Origin of the sequence: Hydrogenophaga intermedia, from assembly GCF_023715105.1 — a bacterium.
Classification (GTDB): Bacteria; Pseudomonadota; Gammaproteobacteria; order Burkholderiales; family Burkholderiaceae_C; genus Hydrogenophaga; species Hydrogenophaga intermedia_A.
This window is the reverse complement of record NZ_JAMBNO010000009.1, coordinates 54609-75848: the sequence shown is the minus strand read 5'-3', so window position 1 is coordinate 75848 and position 21240 is coordinate 54609. Positions and strand designations below refer to the sequence as shown.

The 21240-nt window shown below is 66.5% G+C and carries 23 protein-coding genes and 2 tRNA genes; 10 read left to right on the top strand and 15 right to left on the bottom strand.

Annotated features, from left to right (window positions below):
• Positions 1-79: 79 nt before the first annotated feature.
• Both rpmA and rplU read right to left on the bottom strand, forming a co-directional pair.
• Positions 80-337 (bottom strand): 50S ribosomal protein L27, encoded by a 258-nt coding sequence (gene rpmA / locus M3149_RS10070; protein WP_251709174.1) that lies wholly within the window; start codon positions 335-337, stop codon positions 80-82.
• 11 nt (positions 338-348) lie between these two features.
• Complete coding sequence (gene rplU / locus M3149_RS10065) at positions 349-660, bottom strand: 50S ribosomal protein L21 (protein ID WP_251709173.1); 312 nt, start codon at positions 658-660, stop codon at positions 349-351.
• Between the two features lie 290 nt (positions 661-950).
• Between rplU and M3149_RS10060 the strand changes: the two genes are divergently transcribed.
• The 8 genes from M3149_RS10060 (at position 951) to M3149_RS10025 (ending at position 7641) form a co-directional block, all read left to right on the top strand.
• Complete coding sequence (locus tag M3149_RS10060) at positions 951-1880, top strand: polyprenyl synthetase family protein (protein ID WP_251709288.1); 930 nt, start codon at positions 951-953, stop codon at positions 1878-1880.
• A 62-nt stretch (positions 1881-1942) separates the two neighbouring features.
• Positions 1943-2019 (top strand) — tRNA-Pro (locus M3149_RS10055).
• 185 nt (positions 2020-2204) lie between these two features.
• On the top strand, positions 2205-3935 hold the full coding sequence (gene pilB, locus M3149_RS10050; protein ID WP_251709172.1) for a type IV-A pilus assembly ATPase PilB: 1731 nt from the start codon (positions 2205-2207) through the stop codon (positions 3933-3935).
• 35 nt (positions 3936-3970) lie between these two features.
• Entirely contained in the window at positions 3971-5188 is a 1218-nt protein-coding gene (locus tag M3149_RS10045; RefSeq protein ID WP_251709171.1) for a type II secretion system F family protein, read from the top strand.
• On the top strand, positions 5188-6042 hold the full coding sequence (locus M3149_RS10040) for a prepilin peptidase (protein WP_251709170.1): 855 nt from the start codon (positions 5188-5190) through the stop codon (positions 6040-6042). The genes M3149_RS10045 and M3149_RS10040 overlap by 1 nt, the downstream gene beginning before the upstream one ends.
• Entirely contained in the window at positions 6042-6644 is a 603-nt protein-coding gene (gene coaE, locus M3149_RS10035; RefSeq protein WP_251709169.1) for a dephospho-CoA kinase, read from the top strand. Before M3149_RS10040 ends, coaE begins: the two co-directional genes overlap by 1 nt.
• A gap of 42 nt (positions 6645-6686) precedes the next feature.
• The gene (gene zapD, locus M3149_RS10030) at positions 6687-7442 is read left to right on the top strand and encodes a cell division protein ZapD (RefSeq protein ID WP_251709168.1); all 756 of its coding nucleotides are present in this window, start codon (positions 6687-6689) and stop codon (positions 7440-7442) included.
• A 4-nt stretch (positions 7443-7446) separates the two neighbouring features.
• Entirely contained in the window at positions 7447-7641 is a 195-nt protein-coding gene (locus M3149_RS10025) for a DNA gyrase inhibitor YacG (RefSeq protein WP_251709167.1), read from the top strand.
• Positions 7642-7668: 27 nt separating this feature from the next.
• Here the strand turns inward: M3149_RS10025 and M3149_RS10020 are convergent, their stop codons facing one another.
• From M3149_RS10020 to M3149_RS10000, 5 genes are all read right to left on the bottom strand, one after another.
• Positions 7669-8121 (bottom strand): NUDIX domain-containing protein, encoded by a 453-nt coding sequence (locus M3149_RS10020; RefSeq protein ID WP_251709166.1) that lies wholly within the window; start codon positions 8119-8121, stop codon positions 7669-7671.
• Positions 8118-8996: an ATP-binding protein gene (locus M3149_RS10015; RefSeq protein ID WP_251709165.1), complete on the bottom strand. Its 879-nt coding sequence runs from the start codon at positions 8994-8996 to the stop codon at positions 8118-8120. Before M3149_RS10015 ends, M3149_RS10020 begins: the two co-directional genes overlap by 4 nt.
• Entirely contained in the window at positions 8993-10240 is a 1248-nt protein-coding gene (argJ, locus tag M3149_RS10010; protein WP_251709164.1) for a bifunctional glutamate N-acetyltransferase/amino-acid acetyltransferase ArgJ, read from the bottom strand. Before argJ ends, M3149_RS10015 begins: the two co-directional genes overlap by 4 nt.
• Positions 10241-10280: 40 nt before the next feature.
• Positions 10281-13034, bottom strand: a complete 2754-nt coding sequence (secA, locus tag M3149_RS10005; protein WP_251709163.1) for a preprotein translocase subunit SecA — start codon at positions 13032-13034, stop codon at positions 10281-10283.
• A 174-nt stretch (positions 13035-13208) separates the two neighbouring features.
• Positions 13209-14162, bottom strand: coding sequence for a M23 family metallopeptidase (locus tag M3149_RS10000; protein ID WP_251709162.1), 954 nt, complete (start codon positions 14160-14162; stop codon positions 13209-13211).
• Between the two features lie 64 nt (positions 14163-14226).
• Here M3149_RS10000 and M3149_RS09995 point away from each other — a divergent pair, with 64 nt between their 5' ends.
• The gene (locus tag M3149_RS09995; protein WP_251709161.1) at positions 14227-14541 is read left to right on the top strand and encodes a DciA family protein; all 315 of its coding nucleotides are present in this window, start codon (positions 14227-14229) and stop codon (positions 14539-14541) included.
• A gap of 28 nt (positions 14542-14569) precedes the next feature.
• Here the strand turns inward: M3149_RS09995 and M3149_RS09990 are convergent.
• From M3149_RS09990 to petA, 6 genes are all read right to left on the bottom strand, one after another.
• Positions 14570-14645: transfer RNA gene (locus tag M3149_RS09990), tRNA-Thr, on the bottom strand.
• Between the two features lie 39 nt (positions 14646-14684).
• Complete coding sequence (locus tag M3149_RS09985; RefSeq protein WP_251709160.1) at positions 14685-15194, bottom strand: ClpXP protease specificity-enhancing factor; 510 nt, start codon at positions 15192-15194, stop codon at positions 14685-14687.
• Positions 15195-15214: 20 nt separating this feature from the next.
• A complete protein-coding gene (locus M3149_RS09980) occupies positions 15215-15826 on the bottom strand; it encodes a glutathione S-transferase N-terminal domain-containing protein (RefSeq protein WP_251709159.1) in 612 nt (203 codons plus the stop codon).
• Between the two features lie 105 nt (positions 15827-15931).
• A complete protein-coding gene (locus M3149_RS09975) occupies positions 15932-16687 on the bottom strand; it encodes a cytochrome c1 (protein ID WP_251709158.1) in 756 nt (251 codons plus the stop codon).
• A 29-nt stretch (positions 16688-16716) separates the two neighbouring features.
• The gene (locus M3149_RS09970) at positions 16717-18117 is read right to left on the bottom strand and encodes a cytochrome b (RefSeq protein ID WP_251709157.1); all 1401 of its coding nucleotides are present in this window, start codon (positions 18115-18117) and stop codon (positions 16717-16719) included.
• A gap of 43 nt (positions 18118-18160) precedes the next feature.
• A complete protein-coding gene (gene petA / locus M3149_RS09965; RefSeq protein WP_251709156.1) occupies positions 18161-18778 on the bottom strand; it encodes a ubiquinol-cytochrome c reductase iron-sulfur subunit in 618 nt (205 codons plus the stop codon).
• Positions 18779-18957: 179 nt separating this feature from the next.
• Here petA and mscL point away from each other — a divergent pair, with 179 nt between their 5' ends.
• The gene (gene mscL, locus M3149_RS09960) at positions 18958-19380 is read left to right on the top strand and encodes a large conductance mechanosensitive channel protein MscL (protein WP_251709155.1); all 423 of its coding nucleotides are present in this window, start codon (positions 18958-18960) and stop codon (positions 19378-19380) included.
• Here the strand turns inward: mscL and pdxA are convergent.
• Together pdxA and M3149_RS09950 are read right to left on the bottom strand one after the other, a co-directional pair.
• The gene (gene pdxA / locus M3149_RS09955) at positions 19370-20413 is read right to left on the bottom strand and encodes a 4-hydroxythreonine-4-phosphate dehydrogenase PdxA (RefSeq protein ID WP_251709154.1); all 1044 of its coding nucleotides are present in this window, start codon (positions 20411-20413) and stop codon (positions 19370-19372) included. The two genes, mscL and pdxA, sit on opposite strands and share 11 nt — an antisense overlap.
• Entirely contained in the window at positions 20410-21165 is a 756-nt protein-coding gene (locus tag M3149_RS09950) for a Nif3-like dinuclear metal center hexameric protein (RefSeq protein WP_251709153.1), read from the bottom strand. The genes pdxA and M3149_RS09950 overlap by 4 nt, the downstream gene beginning before the upstream one ends.
• Positions 21166-21240 lie beyond the last annotated feature (75 nt).

The window sequence follows — 21240 nt, the reverse complement described above, 5'->3', positions numbered from 1 at the left end:
ATCAGGCTTGCGCCGGGGGGAAACAAAAAGGCCCGCTCACGCGGGCCTCTTGGCGATCACCTCGCGGCTGACCTGGCGGTCAGACCGGGGTGATGCTGACCACGTGACGGCCAAGCGCGCCTTTGACAGCAAAGGTCACATGCCCGTCGGTCGTAGCGAACAGGGAGTGGTCCTTGCCGATACCGACGTTGGTGCCGGGGTGGAACTTGGTGCCGCGCTGGCGAACGATGATGGAACCGGCCGTGACCAGTTCACCACCGAAGGCCTTGACGCCCAGCATCTTGGGCTTGGAATCGCGGCCGTTTCGCGTGGAGCCGCCGCCTTTTTTCTGTGCCATCTTGCTGCTCCTTAAGCCGAGATCGAAGCGATCTCGATCTCGGTGAAGTTCTGCCGGTGACCCTGGCGCTTCTGATAATGCTTGCGACGACGCATCTTGAAGATGCGAACCTTGTCGTGACGACCATGCGCCACGACTTTCACCGTGACCGATGCGCCGGAGACCAAGGGGGTGCCCACCTTGAGTTCGGTGCCGTTGCCGACCGCCAGAACCTCACTGAACACGATCTCCTGGCCCACATCCGCAGCAATCTGTTCTACTTTGATCTTCTCGCCAGCGGCAACGCGATACTGCTTGCCACCGGTTTTTATGACCGCGTACATAGGGATCCTCTCGAAGTTGGCTGGCCTTGGGCGTCGCCACGACACGCGCAGAGCGCGATGGGAACGCGCAACGCCGACAGCCAGTTTCGGCAGACGAATTTCTACCGAACCGCGGATTATAGCTATTTTCCCCCGGTTCGCCAGGGCCGGGTTGTGCGGGCGATCAGGCGCAGACGGACCGGTTTCTATAATTCGCGCGCCCCTTTGCCCCGCCCAGAGCCCCTTCGATCGGCACTTCCTTGTCTGCCTCGCCCCCCCAGCCCCAACCGCTTGATCTGATCCGCGCCGACATGGCCGAGGTCGACGAGGTGATCCGCGCGCGCCTCACCACGGACGTGCCCTTGGTGCGCGAAGTGGCCCAGTACATCATTTCTGCCGGCGGCAAACGCCTGCGCCCCGCCCTGCTGCTGCTGGTCAGCGGCGCCCTGGGCAGTTCGCATCCGCACCGCCACACCCTGGCGGCGGTCGTTGAATTCATCCACACCGCCACCCTGCTGCACGACGACGTCGTCGACGAATCCACACTTCGGCGCGGGCGGGCCACGGCCAACCAGGTGTTCGGCAATGCCGCCAGCGTGCTGGTGGGCGACTTCCTGTATTCACGCGCCTTCCAGATGATGGTCGACGTGGACAACATGCGGGTCATGCAGGTGCTGTCCGATGCGACCAACGTCATCGCGGAAGGCGAAGTCCTGCAGCTGATGAACATGCACGATGCCTCGATCAGCGAGGACGACTACCTGCGCGTCATCCGCTCGAAAACCGCCAAGCTGTTCGAGGCCAGCGCGCGGCTGGCGCCCATCCTGGCCGGTGCCGACCCGGCGATCGAGCAGGCCTGTGCGACCTACGGCCAGGCGCTGGGCACTGCCTTTCAGGTGATCGACGATGTGCTCGACTACGAGGGCGATGCGCAGGAGCTCGGCAAGAACCTGGGAGACGACCTGCGCGAGGGCAAGGTGACCCTGCCCATCATCTGCGCGTTGCGGGCCGCCAGCGATGCGCAGCGCCAGCTCATCCGCGAGGCCATCGAGCATGGTCAGCTGGAACATCTGCCCGCGATCCAGTCGATCATCGTGAGCACCGGCGCGCTGGAGGCGGCCCGGCAGGCGGCGCAAGCCGAAGCACGGCGGGCACTGGAGGCGGCCAAGTCGCTGCCGGCCAATGAGCACCAATCCGCTTTGCTACAATTGGCGGCTGCTCTTCTGGAGCGTCGCTCCTGACGTCACGCAGAAGCAGCAAGCCGCCGGCGAAGTGCCGGCGGCCGCGGTTCTTGAGAACCCATCGGGGTGTAGCTTAGCCTGGTAGAGCGCTACGTTCGGGACGTAGAGGCCGGAGGTTCGAATCCTCTCACCCCGACCAGTTTCCCGACCTTCATGCCGATGACGACCGCCATTGCCGCGCGTTGTCGTTTTCGCTGACAGGCCCCACACAAACCCGGTTGACGCACCCTGGATACAACGCGGGCTGACGTGCACCGCGTTTTTCCAGACAACTGGCGTCAATTGTGCCGTCCAAGTTGTTGATTTCCGTTAGATTACGCAGATATGGCGTCAGTCGACACGGTCAATCAGGAAAGCCCGTCCATGGCCCTGCCAGGGTTGGGGCGTGCGCTTGTCTCCGCCGGCAAGCTCGGGCAGAAGGCCGCGGAAGACCTCTACCGCAAGGCGCAGAGCAGCCGCACCAGTTTCATTGCCGAACTGACGGGTTCGGGTGCGGTATCCCCGTCGGATCTGGCGCACACCATGTCGACGGCGTTTGCGGCACCCTTGCTCGACATCGATGCCGTGGACGTGCAGCGCCTGCCTTCCGGCCTGCTGGACCCGAAGATCTGTGCCGACTTCCGCATCGTTGTGCTGAGCAAGCGCAACAACCGCCTGATCGTGGCCACGGCCGACCCGTCGGATCAACAAGCGGCCGAGAAAATCAAGTTCGCCACGCAGATGGGCGTGGATTGGGTCATCGCGGAGTTCGACAAGCTCAGCAAGCTGGTCGAGACGATGACCAAGTCCGTCACCGAGGCGATGGACAACATCGTCGGTGACGTTGAATTCGACGACCTCGCGGCCGAAGCCGCCGTGACCGACTCGGCCGAGAAAACCGCCGAGGTCGACGACGCGCCGGTCGTCAAGTTCCTGCACAAGATGCTGATCGACGCGTTCAACATGCGCGCGTCCGACCTGCACTTCGAGCCCTACGAGCACCAGTACCGCGTGCGTTTCCGCATCGACGGCGAATTGCGCGAGATCGCCTCGCCGCCGGTGGCCATCAAGGACAAGCTGGCTTCGCTCATCAAGGTCATCTCGCGCATGGACATCTCCGAGAAGCGCGTGCCCCAGGACGGGCGCATGAAGCTCAAGGTGGGCCCCGACCGCGTGATCGACTTCCGCGTGAGCACGCTGCCCACGCTCTTTGGCGAAAAGATCGTGATCCGTATCCTGGACCCGAGCCAGGCCAAGCTGGGGATCGACGCCCTGGGCTACGAGCCCGAGGAAAAGGAACGTCTGCTCAGTGCGATCCAGCGCCCGTACGGCATGGTGCTCGTCACCGGCCCTACCGGCTCGGGCAAGACGGTGTCGCTATACACCTGCCTGAACATCCTGAACAAGCCTGGCGTGAACATCTCGACGGCCGAAGACCCGTCCGAGATCAACCTGCCCGGGGTGAACCAGGTCAACATGAACGAAAAGGCGGGCCTGACCTTCGCGGTCGCACTCAAGGCCTTCCTGCGCCAGGATCCCGACGTCATCATGGTCGGCGAGATTCGCGACCTGGAAACCGCCGATATCGCCATCAAGGCTGCTCAGACCGGCCACATGGTGATGTCCACGCTGCACACCAACGACGCGCCGACCACGCTGACACGGATGATGAACATGGGCATTCCCACGTTCAACATCGCCTCCAGCGTCATCCTGATCACCGCCCAGCGTCTGGCGCGCCGGCTGTGCCCGAACTGCAAGGCGCCGCTGGACGTGCCACGCAAGGCCTTGCTCGAGGCCGGCTACAAGCCCGAAGAGCTCGACGGCACGTGGACGCCTTACAAGCCTGTGGGCTGCTCGGCCTGCAACAACGGCTACAAGGGCCGCGTCGGCATCTACCAGGTCATGCCCATCTCCGAAGAGATCCAGCGCATCATCCTGCGCGGCGGCACCGCCCTGGACATCGCCCAACAGGCCAGCAAGGAGGGCGTGCGCAATCTGCGCGAGTCCGGCCTGCTCAAGGTCAAGCTCGGGTTCACTTCCCTGGAGGAAGTGCTGAGCGTGACCAACGAATGACCCCCCAATCCTTTCCGGCTCCCTGAGGACTTTTCATGGCCACCGTTGCAAGCAAGAGCATCAAGGACTTCGTGTTCGAGTGGGAGGGCAAGGACCGCAACGGCAAGGCGGTGCGTGGCGAGACGCGAGCCCAGGGCGAAAACCAGGTGACAGCCACGCTGCGCCGTCAGGGCATCATCCCGGTCAAGATCAAGAAGCGCCGCACGTCCTCGGGCAAGCGCATCAAGCCCAAGGACATCGCGATCTTCACGCGACAGTTCGCCACGATGATGAAAGCTGGTGTGCCCTTGCTGCAGGCTTTCGACATCGTGGGCCGCGGCAACCCCAACCCCAACGTCACGCGCTTGCTCAACGACATCCGTTCCGATGTCGAGACGGGCACCTCGCTCAGTGCCGCCTTCCGCAAGTTCCCCCTCTACTTCGACAGCCTGTACTGCAACCTCGTGGAGGCCGGTGAGGCCGCCGGTATCCTGGAAGACCTGCTCGATCGCCTCGCCACCTACATGGAGAAGACCGAGGCGCTGAAATCGAAGATCAAGTCGGCCCTGATGTACCCCACCGCGGTGATCATCGTCGCCTTCGTGGTGGTCGCGGTCATCATGATCTTCGTGATCCCCTCCTTCAAGGAGGTGTTCACCTCGTTCGGTGCCGACCTGCCTGCGCCCACGCTGTTCGTCATCGCGATGAGCGAATTCTTCGTCGAATGGTGGTGGCTCATCTTCGGCGGTCTGGGTGGCGGCTTCTATTTCTTCATGCAGGCCTGGAGGCGCAACGAGAAGGTGCAGCGCGTCATGGACCGGCTGCTCCTGAAACTACCCATCTTCGGCGAACTGATCGAGAAGTCCGTCGTGGCGCGCTGGACGCGCACCCTGGCCACCATGTTCGGCGCGGGCGTGCCGCTGGTGGAGGCGCTCGACTCGGTGGGTGGCGCCTCGGGCAACTCGGTCTACGCCATCGCCACCGAGAAGATCCAGCAGGAGGTCTCCACCGGCACCAGCCTCACCGCCGCCATGACCAACGCCAACATCTTCCCGTCCATGGTGCTGCAGATGTGCGCCATCGGTGAGGAGTCCGGCTCGATCGACCACATGCTGGGCAAGGCCGCCGACTTCTATGAGGCCGAAGTGGACGACATGGTCGCCGGCATCTCGAGCCTGATGGAGCCCATCATCATCGTGGTGCTGGGCACGGTCATCGGCGGCATCGTGGTGTCGATGTACCTGCCGATCTTCAAACTCGGTCAGGTGGTCTGATGGCCGACGTCGCCACCGGAGCGCCGGCGGCGGCGCTGCTGGGTCTGCTCGGGTTGCTGCTGGGCAGCTTTCTCAACGTCGTCATCCACCGCCTGCCGAAGATGATGGAGCGCCAGTGGGCCCGCGAGTGCGCGGAACTGCAGGGCCAGGAGGCAGTGGCGGAGGAACCGGCGCGCTACAACCTGCTGGTGCCGCGCTCGGCCTGCCCGCACTGCGGACACCTCATCCGCTGGTACGAGAACATCCCGGTCGTGAGCTATCTGGCGCTGCGGGGCCGTTGCAGCCAGTGCGGCAAAGGCATCGGTCTGCGCTATCCGGCGGTGGAACTGGCCACGGGCGCGCTGTTCGCATGGGCGGGTTGGCGCTGGGGCGTGAGCGCCACAGGCCTGGCCTGGTGCGGCTTTGCCGCCGCGGTGCTCGCGTTGGCCTGCATCGACTGGGACACGACACTGCTGCCCGACGACATCACACTGCCCCTGCTCTGGGCGGGCCTGGTTGCATCGGCCTCGGGCGTGCTGCCCCTGCCCCTGGCAGATGCGCTGTGGGGTGCCGTGGCGGGCTATCTGTCGCTGTGGCTGATCTACTGGGCCTTCAAGCTGCTCACCGGCAAGGAGGGCATGGGCTACGGCGATTTCAAGCTCTTTGCCGCCTTCGGCGCGTGGTTCGGGTGGCAGGCGCTCGTGCCCATCATCCTGATGGCCTCGGTGATCGGCGCGGTCGTGGGCATCGGCATCAAGCTCGTGGGGCGCTTGCGCGAAGGGGGCTACGTGCCCTTCGGTCCCTTTCTGGCGTTGGGCGGCCTCACCGCCATGGTCTTCGGCCCCCAAGCCATCCTCGCCGCGGTCGGCCTGTGATGACCCGGCAGCCCTGGCGGCTCGGCCTCACGGGTGGCATCGGCAGCGGCAAGAGCACGGTGGGCGCGCGTCTGCAGGCATTGGGCGCAGAACTGATCGACGCCGACGCGCTGTCGCGCCAGAGCACGGCGGCCGGCGGGGCCGCGATCGAGCCGATCCGAGCCGCCTTCGGCGACGGCTTCATCGACAGCCACGGCGCTCTCGACCGCACGGCCATGCGCGAGCGCGTGTTCAAGGACGCCACGGCCCGCCAGCGCCTGGAGGCAATCGTGCACCCGATCGTGGCCGAAGGCGTGGCCATGCGCGTGCGCGAGAGTCGCGCGCCCTGCATCGTGTTCGATGTCCCGCTGCTGGTGGAGTCGCCGCGCTGGCGCGTGCAACTTGATCGGGTACTGGTGGTCGACTGCAGCGAAGCCACCCAGGTGCGCCGGGTGCGCGCGCGCAGCGGCTGGGACGATGCCACCATCCACGCCGTCATGGCCCAGCAGGCCTCCCGGTCCCGTCGTCTGGCGGCAGCCGACATCGTTCTTTTCAACGACGAGGACAAGCTGGACCGCCTGCACGCCGACATCGACCGGTTGTCGACACGCTTCGGGCTATGATCAAGCCGCCGGAGGCCCAGGGCGCCGCCGGCCCCAGCGCCCGTGATCCTCTACGAATACCCTTTCAACGAACGCATCCGCACCTACCTGCGGCTCGAGCAACTCTTCAAGCGCCTGGCCTTGCTGGTGCCCCGTGAGCACGCGCTCGATCACCACTACGCGATCCAGACGCTGTTCGAGATCATGGACGTGGCCGCTCGGGCCGACATGAAGTCCGACGTCCTCAAGGATCTCGATCGCCACAAGCAGACGCTCATTGGCTACCGTGGCAACCCGGCCATTTCGGAAGATGCCCTCAATGCGGTGATCGCGCAGCTCGACGGTTGCTTCACGCAGATCGCCGAGACCGCGGGCAAGCCTGGGCACGGGCTCACGGAAAACGACTGGCTCATGGCCATCCGAAGCCGCATCAGCATCCCCGGCGGCACCTGTGAGTTCGATCTGCCTGCCTACTTTCACTGGCAGCACCTGCCCGCCGGCCAGCGGCAGGCGGAACTGGCAGCCTGGTCGCGTTCGCTGGCGCCGCTGGCCGAAGCCGTGGTGTTGCTGCTCAAGATGATGCGCGACACCGGCACCCCGCAGAAGGTGGTGGCGGTGGGTGGTCAGTTTCAGCAGAACCTGCCCCAGGGGCGCAGCTTCCAGCTGCTGCGACTGCGCATCGACCCGGCGCCCGGCATGATCCCGGAGATCAGCGGCAACCGCCTGATGTTCTCGGTGCGCCTGATGCGCCTGGGCGCCGACCAACGCCTGCACCCGGCCGGCGAGGACGGCAGCTTCGAGCTCACCCTCTGTGCGTGACGGCATGAGCGCGACCAACCCGGAACGCGTGGTGCGCTGCCCCGCCTGCGGCGGTGACAGCGTGTACGCCCCGTCCAACCGCTGGCGCCCGTTTTGCAGCGAACGCTGCAGGCAGCAGGACCTGGGCGCCTGGGCCAGCGAGCAATACGCCGTGCCCGAGCAGGAAAACCAGAGCGACCCCGACTTCGAGAAGAGCTGATCCGCGCGCTACGCGAGCAGCGCCGACTCAGGCCGACGAGGCCTCTTCCTGCAACCACTGCAGCACCGGTACGGTGCCCGGCAGCACCGGGCTGCACTGCACCGGCAAGCGCTCCCAGCGGAACTGCTGGCCCTCGTGCATCTGCAACTCGCCCGTCCAGTCGAACACCTTGCAGAAGTTCAGGCGCACGAGCGCGTGCGGATAGTCCACCAGTTGCGACTTCCAGGCGTGCGCGGTGCCGATGCGCACGCCGATTTCCTCGATCAGTTCGCGGCGCAGCGCCTGCTCCACCGTCTCGCCTGACTCGAGCTTGCCACCCGGGAACTCCCAGTAACCCGCATACACCTTGCCTTCGGGGCGCGAGGTCAGCAGGAAACGGCCTTGGGCGTCGATGAGCACGCCCACCGCGACCTCCGTGACGGGTCGACCGGCCTGCCCCGCCAGGCGGCCGCCGTCGACCACCAGCACGTCAGCGCTCATGCGGCCTGGCCGTGAGAGCCTGCGTGATCGCGCGCGAACTGGTAGGCGACGCGGCCGCTGCGGGAGCCGCGCTCCAGCGCCCACACCAGCGCCTGCGGCCGCGCCGCCTCGATCGCCTCGGGTGACACGCCAAAGGATGTGAGCCACTGCGCCACGATGGCGAGGTACTCGTCCTGGCTGAAGGGGTAGAAGCTGATCCAGAGGCCGAAGCGCTCGGAGAGCGAGATCTTTTCCTCGACCACCTCGCCCGGGTGCACCTCGCCGTCCGCGGTGTGCGTGTAGCTGAGGTTTTCCTTCATGTACTCGGGCAGCAGGTGGCGCCGGTTGCTGGTGGCATAGACCAGCACGTTGGCGCTGGCCGCGGACACCGAGCCATCGAGGATGGACTTGAGTGCCTTGTAGCCGGGCTCGCCGTCCTCGAAGCTCAGGTCGTCGCAGTAGACGATGAACTTCTCGGGTCGGCCGGCCACCACGTCCACGATGTCGGGAAGGTCCACGAGATCGCCCTTGTCGACCTCGATCAGGCGCAATCCCTGGGGCGCATAGGCATTCAGGCAAGCCTTAACCAGCGAGGACTTGCCGGTGCCGCGCGCGCCGGTGAGCAGCACGTTGTTGGCCGGCAGGCCCTGCACGAAGTGTTCGGTGTTGCGCTGGATGCGCTCCTTCTGCGCGTCGACCTCCTTCAGGTCTTCCAGCGCAATGGCGGCCACGTGGCGCACCGGCTCGAGCACGCCGTGCCCGCTGCTGCGCTTGCGGTAGCGAAAGGCGATGGAGGCGGACCAGTCGGGTTCGCCCAGGGGCTGGGGCAACACCGCCTCGATGCGGTCGATCAGCGCTTCGGCGCGCTGCAGGAGGCGCTCGAACGAGGGGTTCATGAGCGGTAGTCGGCGTTGATGGTGACGTAGTCGTGGCTGAAATCGCAGGTCCACACCGTCTCGCTCGCGTTCCCGCGGCCCAGGCCGATTCGAACCGTGATCTCGGCCGGCTTCATGACACGCTGGCCATCTTCCTCGCGGTACTGCGGGTGGCGCCCCCCCTGCGTGACCACGTGCACATCGCCGAGCCAGAGGTCGATGCCGCGGATGTCGAGATCGTCGATGCCCGCGTAGCCCACGGCCGCCAGGATGCGGCCCAGGTTGGGGTCGCTCGCAAAGAACGCGGTCTTGACCAGTGGTGAGTGCGCCACCGCGTACGCGGCCTTGAGGCATTCGTCGGCGTTGCGGCCACCCTCGACACGGATGGCGATGAATTTGGTGGCACCCTCGCCGTCGCGCACGATGGCGTGTGCCAGGCGCTGCGCGAGCGGCGTGAGCGCGGCCAGCAAGGCCTGGCCGTCGGCGCTGCCGAGGTCGTCGATCACGGCATGTCCGGCACGGCCGGTGGCCACGACCACGAAGGAATCGTTGGTGCTCGTGTCGCCATCGACCGTCACACGGTTGAACGACACGTCGGCCAGGCGCCGCGCGAGCTCGTTCATGGCACCGGGTGCCACGGCCGCGTCGGTGGCCAGGTAGCCGAGCATGGTGGCCATGTTGGGCCGGATCATGCCGGCGCCCTTGGCAATGCCGGTGGCCCGCACCTCGCGCCCACCGATCGTGAAGCGCACGCTCGCGGCCTTGGGCACGGTGTCGGTGGTCATGATGCCCTGGGCCGCCGCCAGCCAGTGCGCACCGCTGTCGTGCTGCGGTTGCGCGGCGTGCGTGAGCGCGGCGGGCAGGCCACCGAGCAGACGGTCCATGGGCAGCGGCTCCATGATCACGCCGGTGGAAAACGGCAGCACCTGCTCGTGGTGCAGCTGCAGCGAGCGCGCCAGCGCCGAGCAGGTCTGGCGCGCGTTGGCCAGGCCACTCTCACCGGTGCCTGCGTTGGCGTTGCCGGTGTTGATGACCATCGCCCGGATGCCTTGGCCACTGGCGAGGTGCTCGCGGCACACCTGCACCGGTGCGGCGGCATAGCGGTTGCGCGTGAACACCGCCCCCAGCGCGCAGCCCTCGTCGAGCAGGAAGACCGTGAGGTCCTTGCGGTTGGCCTTGCGGATACCGGCCTCGGCCACACCGATGCGCACGCCGGCAATGGGCAGCAGATCGGACTCGACCGGAATGGGGAGCTGGACGGGCATGGGTTCCTCCGGGATGGCAGCGCGCGAAGGCGCCGCGGGGTCAGTCGAGCTTGCCGTGGCAGTGCTTGTACTTCTTGCCGCTGCCGCACGGGCAGGGATCGTTGCGACCGACGCGCGGCACATCACCGGCACGCGGGGCGCTGCCCGCCGGCCCGGCCGTGACCTCGACCTCGCCGGTCTCGGTGGGAGCGGTGTAGGTGACGTTACTGATGGCCTCGGCACGCTCTTCCATCTGCTCGGCGGCCTGCGAGATCTGCTCGGCCGACTGCACGCGCACGTTCATGAGGATGCGGGTCACGTCGTTCTTCACCGCGTCGAGCAACTGGCCGAAGAGCAGGAAGGCCTCGCGCTTGTACTCCTGCTTCGGTTGTTTCTGCGCATAGCCACGCAGGTGGATGCCCTGGCGCAGATAGTCGAGCGCCGCCAGGTGTTCGCGCCACTGGGAGTCGATGGTCTGCAGCAGCACCACGCGTTCAAAAGCGGTGAAGTTCTCCTCGCCGACCTGCGCCACCTTGGCTTCGAAGGCGGACTTCGCCGCGGCCAGCACACGCTCGACGATCTCGTCGACATCGATCGATTCGGCCTCGCTCACCCAGGAGGTCACGGGCGCGTCGACTCCCCATTCCTCCTGCAGCGCCTTCTCCAGCGCCGGCAGGTCCCACTGCTCTTCGACGCTGCCCTCAGGCACGTACTGGTGCACGAGATCGGTCATCGCACCATCGCGCAGCGAGTCGATCTGCGCGCGCAGGTCCTTCGCATCGAGGATGTCGTTGCGCTGCTGGTAGATCACCTTGCGCTGGTCGTTGGCGACGTCGTCGTATTCGAGCAGCTGCTTGCGGATGTCGAAGTTGCGCGCCTCGACCTTGCGCTGCGCGCTCTCGATGCTGCGCGTGACGATGCCGGCCTCGATCGCCTCGCCCTCGGGCATCTTCAGGCGGTCCATGATGGCGCGCACGCGATCGCCCGCGAAGATGCGCATCAGCGCGTCGTCCAGGCTCAGGTAGAAGCGCGAGGAGCCCGGGTCGCCCTGACGGCCCGAGCGGCCGCGCAGCTGGTTGTCGATGCGCCGGCTCTCGTGACGCTCGGTCGCGATGATGCGCAAGCCACCCAGGCCCACCACCTTCTCGTGGTCGGCCTGCCACTGCGCACGCAAAGCGTCGGCGCGCGCGGCCTTGGTGGCGTCGTCCAGCGCGGGGTCGGCCATCACGGCATCGACCATCTTTTCGAGATTGCCCCCGAGCACAATGTCGGTTCCGCGGCCGGCCATGTTGGTGGCGATGGTGATGGCGCCGGGGCGCCCGGCCTGCACGATGATCTCGGCCTCGCGCGCGTGCTGCTTGGCGTTGAGCACCTGGTGCGGCAGCTTCTTCGCCATCAGGAGCTGCGCGATGATTTCCGAGTTCTCGATCGACGAGGTGCCCACCAGGACGGGCTGGCCGCGCTCGTGGCACTCCTGGATGTCGGCGATCGCGGCGTCGTACTTCTCCTGGGTGGTCTTGTAGACGCGATCGAGCTGGTCCTGGCGCTTGCTCGGTCGGTTCGGCGGGATCACCACCGTCTCCAGGCCGTAGATTTCCTGGAACTCGTAGGCCTCGGTGTCGGCGGTGCCGGTCATGCCCGAGAGCTTGCCGTACAGCCGGAAGTAGTTCTGGAAGGTGATCGAGGCCAGCGTCTGGTTCTCGGGCTGGATGCCCACGCCTTCCTTGGCTTCCACGGCCTGGTGCAGGCCATCGCTCCAGCGGCGCCCGGCCATCAGGCGGCCGGTGAACTCGTCCACGATGACGATCTCGCCGCCCTGATTCACGTAGTGCTGGTCGCGGAAGTACAGGTGGTGGGCCTTCAACGACGTCACCAGGTGGTGCAGCAGCGTGATGTTGGCCGGGTCGTAGAGCGAAGCGCCCTCGGGCAGCAAGCCGGCCTTGGCAAGCATTTGTTCCGCGCGCTCGTGGCCCTGCTCGGTGAGGTGGATGTTGCGCGCCTTCTCGTCCAGCGTGAAGTCACCGGGCTTGATGACACCCTCGCCCGTGCGGGGGTCGGCCTCGCCTTCCTGTCGCGTGAGGTGCGGCACCAGCTGGTTGATGGCAACGTAGAGCGCTGTCTGGTCCTCGGCCTGGCCGCTGATGATGAGCGGCGTGCGGGCTTCGTCGATCAGGATCGAGTCCACCTCGTCGACGATGGCGAAGTGCAGGCCGCGTTGCACGCGATCCGCCGCTTCATAGACCATGTTGTCGCGCAGGTAGTCAAAGCCGTACTCGTTGTTGGTGCCGTACGTGATGTCGGAGCGGTAGGCGGCCTGCTTCTCCTCGCGCTGCATCTGCGGCAGGTTCACGCCCACGCTGAGGCCGAGGAAGTTGTAGATCTTGCCCATCCACTGGGCATCCCGGTTGGCCAGGTAGTCGTTGACCGTGACCACATGGACACCCTTGCCGGCCAGCGCGTTGAGGTAGACCGGCAGCGTGGCGGTGAGCGTCTTGCCCTCGCCCGTGCGCATCTCGGCCACCTTGCCGTTGTGCAGGGCGATGCCACCGATCAGCTGCACGTCGAAGTGCCGCATCTTCATCACGCGTTTGCTGGCCTCTCGCACCACGGCGAACGCCTCCGGCAGCAGCGCATCGAGCGCTTCGCCCGCGGCAATGCGCTGCTTGAAGGCGTCGGTCTTGCCACGCAGTTCCTCGTCGCTCAGCTTCTCGAACTGAGGCTCCAGGGCGTTGATGCGATCAACCGTCTTGCGGTACTGCTTGAGCAGGCGGTCGTTGCGGCTTCCGAAGAGCTTGGTGAGGAAATTGGTGGCCATGTTGGGGCGCCTGCGACACATGCGAGGGCATGTGGGCAGACGTGGGTGGTCGGTCGGGTGAGCGCGTAAGCGCCCGGGCTGGCTGCCATGCAGCGCTCGCGCTGCAGATGCAGGCGCTCACGCGGCTTTCAAGCGCGAAAAGACGATTTTAGCCGGGGGCACCGGCGTTGCGCCTCAACGCGCTCGCGGCCCGGCGGGCGCGGCGCCGCGCTGTGCCAGTTGCTCACCGGCCTGCAGGAACTTCTTCGGATCTTGCGGCACGCCGGACACCCAGACCTCGAAGTGCAGGTGCGGCCCCGTGGAGCGCCCGGTGGAGCCCACGTCGGCGATGCGCTGGCCGCGTTTGACGATGTCGCCTTTCTTCACATGCACCTTCGAGGCATGGGCGTAGCGCGTCACCAGATCGTTGCCGTGGTCGATCTCGACCAGGTTGCCGTAGGCCGAGTGGTACTCCTGCGCGATCACCACGCCACCGGCGGCGGCCAGGATGGGCGTGCCGGTGTCCGCCGGGAAATCCAGGCCGGTGTGCAAGGCCGATTGCCCCGTGATCGGGTCGATGCGGAACCCGAACGGTGAGCCGGCACGAACCCCGACCACCGGGTCCTCGGTGGGCACCAGCGAGCGCTGGATCTTCTGGTCGAACAGGCGCGACTCGATCGCCGTGAGCCAGTCGACGCGAGAGCCGCTGCCGGCCTCGAGGGCGTCGATCTCGCGCGAGAGTTCTTCCAGCGTGAGCGAACGGTTGGCAACCAGCACGCCGCCCGAACCGGGCAGCGGTGGCCGGGCCTGTGCCGGCTCCAGCCCGGCCAGGCCGGCCACGCGTTCGCCCAGCGAGTCGATCTGCATCAGGCGCGCCTGCATTTCGCCCAGTTTGCGGGCCATGGCATCGAGGTTGGCGCGCAGATAGGCGTCGCGCTCGCCGTCAGTGTCCCGGTGGACCAGCCGCGCCACCGACGAAAACCCTGGCCAGCCCTGCCGGATGCCCTCGAGGAAGACCCAGTGGTAGGTGGCCACCGCGCCAAGCATGAGCAGCAGCACCGACAGCACCGCAGCGCCCATGAGCTTCCAGCCGTTGAGGTGCAGGGCCTGGCGGCGAGCCAGCCATGCGTCCGTGATGATGATGTGCACCTTCCAATCCTTTCCTGCGCGCCGGGAACGGGCCCGAACGCCTGGGGGCGGTGACAATCACCGCATGCCCGCTCCCCGATCGACCAACGTCTTCAGCCTGCAGGAGGCCGTGAGCGCCGCATCCACGCTGGCCCAACTGCGCGAGCGGGCCGAAGCCTCACAGCGCTGCCTCGCCCTGGTTCGCCCCTTGCTGCCAGCAGGCCTGCGCAGCCAGGTCAAACCCGGCCCGTGGGGCGACGGCGAGTGGTGCTTGCTGGTGGGCAACGCCGCTGCGGCCGCCAAACTGCGCCAATTGCTCCCCGCCATGCGTGACACATTGCACGAAAACGGGGCGCAGGTTAGCGCAATCCGGATCAAGGTCCAAACGCCGGGGCGATGAGCGCGGGTCTCGGGCGCCTGGGAGGGGGTGGTGCCGCTTGTCCGACTCGAACGGACGACCTATCGCTTACAAGGCGATTGCTCTACCAACTGAGCTAAAGCGGCTCGGGGCTGCCATTCTAGGTGGCGCCTCCGGTCGAAATCTCACTTCACGCGCTTGAGCTGAGGGCGACCGCCACCCGGACGCCCCGGGCCGTCGCCGCCGGGCGGGGGCTCGCCGCCCCCTTCAGGCGGTACCGCACGCAGCGGGCTGGCGGCGGGCGCAGGGGCGACACCGGCAGCGGGCGCAAGGGCGGGGCCTGCGCCAGCGCCGGGTGCGGGCGCAGGCGCGGGTGCCGGAAAGGCCATGCCCTGCCCATTCTCGCGCGCATAGATGGCGATCACATGGCTGACGGGCACCACGATGTCGCGCGCCACGCCACCGAAGCGGGCCTTGAACTCAATGAACTCGTTGCCCAGGCGCAAGCCGTTGGTGGCGTCCATGCTCACATTGAGCACGATCTCCCCGTTCTTCACGTATTCCAACGGGACCTGGACCGAGGCATCGACATGCACCGCAATGTAGGGCGAGAAGCCGTTGTCGCCACACCATTCATAAAGCGCACGTATCAGGTACGGGCGGGTGGACGGAACGGCAGTCTCGGTGCGGTTCATGGTGCTCGGGCCTACCCGGCTTACTTGCGCATCACCTTCTCGGAAGGCGTGAGCGCCTCGATGTAGGCCGGACGCGAGAAGATGCGCTCGGCGTACTTGAGCAGCGGCGCCGCATTCTTGCTCAGCTCGATGCCGTAGAAGTCCAGGCGCCAGAGCAGCGGTGCGATCGCCACATCGAGCATCGAGAAGTTGTCGCCCAGCATGAACTTGTTCTTCATGAACACCGGGGCGAGCTGGGTGAGGCGGTCGCGGATGTGCGAGCGCGCTTTCTCCAGCGCTTTCTCGTTGCCTTTGCTGGCACGCGATTCAAGCACGGACACGTGGGTGAACAGTTCCTTCTCGAAGTTGAGCAGGAACAGGCGCACGCGGGCGCGGTCCACCGGATCGCCGGGCATGAGCTGCGGGTGCGGGAAGCGCTCGTCGATGTACTCGTTGATGATGTTCGACTCGTACAGGATCAGATCGCGCTCGACCAGGATGGGCACCTGGCCATAGGGGTTCATCACGCTGATGTCTTCGGGCTTGTTGTACAAGTCGACGTCGCGGATCTCGAAGTCCATCCCCTTTTCGAACAGCACGAAGCGGCAGCGGTGCGAATAGGGGCAGGTGGTGCCCGAGTACAAGACCATCATGATTGGCGTCTCCTGAAACAGAAAACAGTGGCTTGCGATTGTGCCGTCCGGCACCGCAGGCCACTGTGGGCGAGCAAGGGGCGGCTCACGCCCCGAGACGAAGGCTTACTTGACGTCTTTCCAGTAGGCAGCGTTGAGGCGCCAGGCGACCACGGTGAAGAAGCCCAGGAAGATGAGCACCCACACACCGATGCGCACACGGCTGTTGGCAGCGGGTTCGGCCATCCACTGCAGGTAGGCGACGAGGTCGCCGACGTTCTGGTCGTACTCGGCCGGTGTCATGGTGCCGGGCTTGACCTGCTCCCAGCCAGCCAGCACCTCGACCTCTTGACCGTGGCTCATGACCTTGCGGTAAACGGGCTTTTGCTCGCCCTGCAGTTCCCACAGGGGGTTGGGCATGCCGATGTTCGGGAAGGCCTTGTTGTTCCAGCCGGTGGGCTTGGTGTCGTCGCGGTAGTAGGTACGCAAGAGCGTGTAGAGGTAGTCGGGGCCGGGGCCGGCCTTGCTCGAGCGCGAGCGCGCCACCAGCGTGAGGTCGGGCGGCACCTTGCCGAACCAGGCCTTGGCCATGGCCGGGTCGATCGCGGCCTTCATGGTGTCGCCGATCTTGTCGGTGGCGAAGGTCAGGTTCTCTGCGATCTGCTTGTCGTTCAGGCCGATGTCGCGCAGCCGGTTGTAGCGCATGAACGCCGCCGAGTGGCAGTTGAGGCAGTAGTTGACGAACAGCTTGGCACCGTTCTGCAGCGCGGCCATGTCGTTGGTGCGCTGGGGGGCCTTGTCCAGCGGAATGCTGGCGCCGGCGGCCAGCGCCGCGCCGCTCATGCCCAACGCCAATCCGAGGGCCAGGAGGATCTTCTTCATTGCTGTGTTTCTCCGGAGATCGCGTCGGGTCAGTGCGGCTGGAAGGTCACGCGCTCGGGCACGGGCTTGAAATCGCCCAAGCGACTCCACCACGGCATCAGCAGGAAGAAGCCGAAGTAGAACAGGGTGCCCACCTGCGAGACGCGCTCGCCGATCGGCGACGGGGGCAGGATGCCCAGGTAGCCAAGCACGAAGAAGTTCACCACGAACGCGCCATACAGCCACTTGTTCCAGGTCGGGCGGTAGCGGATCGACTTGACCGGGCTGTGATCCAGCCAGGGCAGGAAGAACAGGATGATGACGGCAGCGCCCATCACGACCACGCCCCAGAACTTGGCATCGATGGATAGCATCGCAGCCGAGGCGGCAACCGCGGCGGCGACGATGGCGCCCTTGATGGCACCCGCCACGCGGGCCTTGAGCACACCCAGCACGGCACCCAGCACCACGCAGGCCACGAGCACGTACATCATCTCGGCGGTGATGGCACGCAGCATCGAGTAGAACGGCGTGAAGTACCAGACCGGGGCAATGTGCAGCGGCGTGGTCAGCGGGTCGGCGGGAATGAAGTTGTTGAACTCGAGGAAGTAGCCGCCGAACTCGGGCGCGAAGAACACGATCGCCGAGAACGCCATCAGGAACACCGAGACGCCCAGGATGTCGTGCACGGTGTAGTAGGGGTGGAACGGAATGCCATCGAGCGGTTTGCCGCTGGCGTCCTTCTTGGCCTTGATTTCCACGCCGTCGGGGTTGTTGGAGCCCACTTCGTGCAGCGCAATGATGTGCGCCACCACCAGGCCCAGCAGCACCAGCGGCACCGCGATGACGTGGAAGCTGAAGAAGCGGTTGAGCGTGGCATCGCCCACCACGTAGTCGCCGCGGATCAGCAGCGCGAGGTCGGGGCCGATGAAGGGAATGGCGGAGAACAGGTTCACGATCACCTGAGCGCCCCAGTAGGACATCTGGCCCCAGGGCAGCAGGTAGCCCATGAAGGCCTCGGCCATCAGGCACAGGAAGATCGCGCAACCGAAGATCCAGACCAGCTCGCGCGGCTTGCGGTAGCTGCCGTAGATGAGGCCGCGGAACATGTGCAGGTACACCACCACGAAGAACGCGGAGGCACCGGTGGAGTGCATGTAGCGGATCAGCCAGCCCCAGGGCACGTCGCGCATGATGTACTCGACCGAGGCGAACGCCAAGTTCGCGTCGGGCTTGTAGTGCATCACGAGGAAGATGCCGGTGACGATCTGGATCACCAGCACCAGCAGGGCCAGCGAGCCGAAGAAGTACCAGAAGTTGAAGTTCTTCGGCGCGTAGTACTCGGCCAGGTGCTCGTTGTACAGCTTGGACAGCGGGAACCGGTTGTCGACCCAGTTCAGGGCCTTCTGGCCCAGCGGTGCGTCAGGGGAGATCTCTTTGAATTCAGCCATGGGGAAGTGCCTCGGGGTTCCTCATTGAATCGGTGCCGCGGCCTCAGGCCGGTTGTTCCTCGCCCACCACCAGCAGGGTGTCGGAGGCGTAGTAGTGCGGCGGGATCTCCAGGTTGTCCGGCGCCGGCTTGTTCTGGAACACGCGGCCGGCCACGTCGAACGTGGAGCCGTGGCAGGCACACAGGAACCCGCCCTGCCAGTCGTCCGGCAGCGAGGGCTGCGGGCCGGGGGTGAGCTTGTCGCCTGGCGAGCAGCCCAGGTGGGTGCAGATGCCGACCGCCACGAAGAATTCGGGCTTGATGGAGCGGTGGCGGTTCTTGGCGTATTCGGGGGTGGGGTAAGCGGTGCGCTCGGAATTGGGGTCGGCCAGCTTGGCCTCGTCCTTCTCGAGCGTGGCCAGTTGTTCGGGCGTACGGCGGAAAACCCACACCGGCTTGCCGCGCCATTCCACGACGCGCTTTTCGCCCGGGGCGATGGTGGAGACGTCCACCTCGACCGCGGCACCGGCGGCCTTGGCGCGCTCGGAGGGTTGGAAGGAGCTCACGAAGGGCACGGCAACCGCCGCGGCACCCACGCCGCCCATGGCGCAGGAGGTGATCAGCCAGGTCCGGCGGCTGCTGTCCACAGCGGCCTTGCCGTTGTCGGAGGTAGCTTCACTCATGGGAGTCTTTCTCGGGGTCGAGGGAGGGGATCTCAGGGACAACCCGGCATTGTACTGGACGGTACCCGGGCGTTCTCCGGGTCCGCACGCCGCAGTGGGACATCGGCCGCGGCGCGCGCACGAATCCGGTGCGCAGCGTGTGAGAATGGACGCCACACCAACCAGACTGGAGGGACGACATGGGCATGATGCAGGAGTTCAAGGAATTTGCGGTCAAGGGCAACGTGATCGACCTGGCCGTGGGTGTGATCATCGGCGGCGCCTTCGGCAAGATCGTGGGCTCGCTGGTCGATGACGTCATCATGCCCGTCGTGGGCCTGGTGTTCGGCAAACTCGACTTCAGCAACCTGTTCGTGGTGCTTGGCACGGCGCCCGAAGGCACCGCGCGCACCCTGGCGGCCATGAAGCAGGCCGGCGTGCCGGTGCTGGCCTACGGCAACTTCATCACCGTGGCCATCAACTTCCTGATCCTGGCGTTCATCATTTTCCTGATGATCAAGCAGATCAACCGCCTCAAGCGCGAGGCACCCCCCGCCCCGCCGGCAGCGCCGCCCGAAGACATCGTGCTGCTGCGCGAGATCCGCGACAGCCTCAAGCGCTGAGCGCCGTCGCCGCCAGCGCCGCGTCGATTGCACCGAGCAGGCTGGCCGCGCTGGCCACGCCCCGCCCAGCGATGTCGAAGGCGGTGCCGTGGTCCGGACTGGTGCGCACGAAAGGCAGGCCCAGCGTGGTGTTCACGCCGTGCTCCACCCCCAGCAGCTTCACCGGGATCAGCCCCTGGTCGTGGTACATCGCCACGACCACGTCGTACACCCCCTGACGGGCCCGCATGAACACCGTGTCGGGCGGGTGCGGCCCGCTCGCATCGATGCCCTGGGCGCGTGCGGCGGCCACGGCCGGTGCGATGTGCTCGATTTCTTCGCGGCCGAACAACCCCCCCTCCCCCGCATGGGGATTGAGGCCGGCCACCGCGATGCGCGGCGCCGCCTTGCCGGTACGAACGAAATGGGCGTGCGCGATGCGGATGGTCTGCAGCACCGCATCGGCACGCACGGCGTCCAGCGCATCGCGCAGCGCCACGTGAATGCTCACCAGAACCGTCGCCAACCGAGGCGCGCTGAGCATCATGCGCACCGGCACGGCGGTCGTTGGCACCCCGAGGTGCTCGGCGGCCAGGGCCTGGAGCAGTTCGGTGTGCCCGGGGAACGGTTCACCCGCTGCGGCCAGTGCTTCCTTGTGCAGCGGGGCGGTGACCAGCGCACGTGCCTGACCCTGGAGCACCGCCCGGGCACCCGCGCGCACCGCACCCGCGGCCGCGCGTCCGGCCGCCGCGCTGACGACACCCCAGCCCAGATCGGGCAGGGCTTCGCCGGTCTGAACGAGCGCTACCGCGCCCGGTGGGCGCTGCGGCCAGTGCGCAAGCGACGCCAGCTCGGCCAGCACGAGCGCATCGGACGCGGCATCGCTGGCGCCCGCCGGGGCGCTCAGTCGTGCGGCACGGTGCAATGTGGCGACATCCCCCAGCACCACGAGCTGATCGCGCAGCGCGCGGCGCTCGCGCAGCGCGCGCATCACGATCTCGGGGCCGATGCCGGCGGGATCGCCCATGCTCACCACGACGGGCAACGAACTCATGCGGGGTTGGGAATGTCGATGAACAGGTGCTCGATGCCGAGCTCGGCCGCCACATGCGCACCCACCGCGGGTGCGCCGTAGCGCTCGCTGGCGTGGTGGCCGCAGGCCAGGTACGCCACGCCGCATTCCCGCGCGTAGTGCGCCTGCGGCTCGGAGATCTCCCCGGTGATGAACGCATCGACGCCGGCGGTAATGGCCGCCTCGAAATAGCCCTGTGCACCGCCGGTGCACAGGCCGATACGACGCACCTGGCGGTCGGGCTCGGCCACCAGGGTGACGGCGCGACCGAGCGTGGCCTGCACATGATCGGCCAGGGCTTGCGCCGGGACGGGCGTGTGCTGGCCGACGAAGCCGAGCGATTGGTCACCGAAGCGCACGCCGTCTTCGAGCTCGATGCCCAGCACACGGGCGAGTTGCGCGTTGTTGCCCAGCGCCGGGTGTGCATCCAGCGGCAGGTGGTAGGCGAAGAGACTGATGTCGTGCGCCAGCAGGCGCGCCAGGCGCTGCTTCATCCAGCCGGTCACGCGCCCGTCCTGGCCACGCCAGAACAGGCCGTGATGCACCATGATGGCGTCTGCCCCGGCGGCGATGGCGGCATCGATCAAGGCCCGGCTGGCCGTGACACCGCTGACCAGACGTCGCACTTCGGTGCGACCCTCCACCTGCAGGCCGTTCGGGCCATAGTCTTTGAAGGCCGAGGGCTGCAGCAAGGAGTCGAAGGCGCGCTCCAGCGCGTCGCGGGTGGTGCTCATGGATGACTGGCGGCTTGAAAACGGCATTCTGACAGCCACTTGCCGGCATGCGGATGCAGGACAATCCGTGGTTTC

What these genes read in the sequence shown, in the direction of transcription:
- rpmA (WP_251709174.1), bottom strand. Translation starts at nt 337, where the DNA reads ATGGCACAGAAAAAAGGCGGCGGCTCCACGCGAAACGGCCGCGATTCC.
- rplU (WP_251709173.1), bottom strand. Translation starts at nt 660, where the DNA reads ATGTACGCGGTCATAAAAACCGGTGGCAAGCAGTATCGCGTTGCCGCT.
- M3149_RS10060 (WP_251709288.1), top strand. Translation starts at nt 951, where the DNA reads ATGGCCGAGGTCGACGAGGTGATCCGCGCGCGCCTCACCACGGACGTG.
- pilB (WP_251709172.1), top strand. Translation starts at nt 2,205, where the DNA reads ATGGCGTCAGTCGACACGGTCAATCAGGAAAGCCCGTCCATGGCCCTG.
- M3149_RS10045 (WP_251709171.1), top strand. Translation starts at nt 3,971, where the DNA reads ATGGCCACCGTTGCAAGCAAGAGCATCAAGGACTTCGTGTTCGAGTGG.
- M3149_RS10040 (WP_251709170.1), top strand. Translation starts at nt 5,188, where the DNA reads ATGGCCGACGTCGCCACCGGAGCGCCGGCGGCGGCGCTGCTGGGTCTG.
- coaE (WP_251709169.1), top strand. Translation starts at nt 6,042, where the DNA reads ATGACCCGGCAGCCCTGGCGGCTCGGCCTCACGGGTGGCATCGGCAGC.
- M3149_RS10025 (WP_251709167.1), top strand. Translation starts at nt 7,447, where the DNA reads ATGAGCGCGACCAACCCGGAACGCGTGGTGCGCTGCCCCGCCTGCGGC.
- M3149_RS10020 (WP_251709166.1), bottom strand. Translation starts at nt 8,121, where the DNA reads ATGAGCGCTGACGTGCTGGTGGTCGACGGCGGCCGCCTGGCGGGGCAG.
- M3149_RS10015 (WP_251709165.1), bottom strand. Translation starts at nt 8,996, where the DNA reads ATGAACCCCTCGTTCGAGCGCCTCCTGCAGCGCGCCGAAGCGCTGATC.
- argJ (WP_251709164.1), bottom strand. Translation starts at nt 10,240, where the DNA reads ATGCCCGTCCAGCTCCCCATTCCGGTCGAGTCCGATCTGCTGCCCATT.
- secA (WP_251709163.1), bottom strand. Translation starts at nt 13,034, where the DNA reads ATGGCCACCAATTTCCTCACCAAGCTCTTCGGAAGCCGCAACGACCGC.
- M3149_RS09995 (WP_251709161.1), top strand. Translation starts at nt 14,227, where the DNA reads ATGCCCGCTCCCCGATCGACCAACGTCTTCAGCCTGCAGGAGGCCGTG.
- M3149_RS09985 (WP_251709160.1), bottom strand. Translation starts at nt 15,194, where the DNA reads ATGAACCGCACCGAGACTGCCGTTCCGTCCACCCGCCCGTACCTGATA.
- M3149_RS09980 (WP_251709159.1), bottom strand. Translation starts at nt 15,826, where the DNA reads ATGATGGTCTTGTACTCGGGCACCACCTGCCCCTATTCGCACCGCTGC.
- M3149_RS09975 (WP_251709158.1), bottom strand. Translation starts at nt 16,687, where the DNA reads ATGAAGAAGATCCTCCTGGCCCTCGGATTGGCGTTGGGCATGAGCGGC.
- M3149_RS09970 (WP_251709157.1), bottom strand. Translation starts at nt 18,117, where the DNA reads ATGGCTGAATTCAAAGAGATCTCCCCTGACGCACCGCTGGGCCAGAAG.
- petA (WP_251709156.1), bottom strand. Translation starts at nt 18,778, where the DNA reads ATGAGTGAAGCTACCTCCGACAACGGCAAGGCCGCTGTGGACAGCAGC.
- mscL (WP_251709155.1), top strand. Translation starts at nt 18,958, where the DNA reads ATGGGCATGATGCAGGAGTTCAAGGAATTTGCGGTCAAGGGCAACGTG.
- pdxA (WP_251709154.1), bottom strand. Translation starts at nt 20,413, where the DNA reads ATGAGTTCGTTGCCCGTCGTGGTGAGCATGGGCGATCCCGCCGGCATC.
- M3149_RS09950 (WP_251709153.1), bottom strand. Translation starts at nt 21,165, where the DNA reads ATGAGCACCACCCGCGACGCGCTGGAGCGCGCCTTCGACTCCTTGCTG.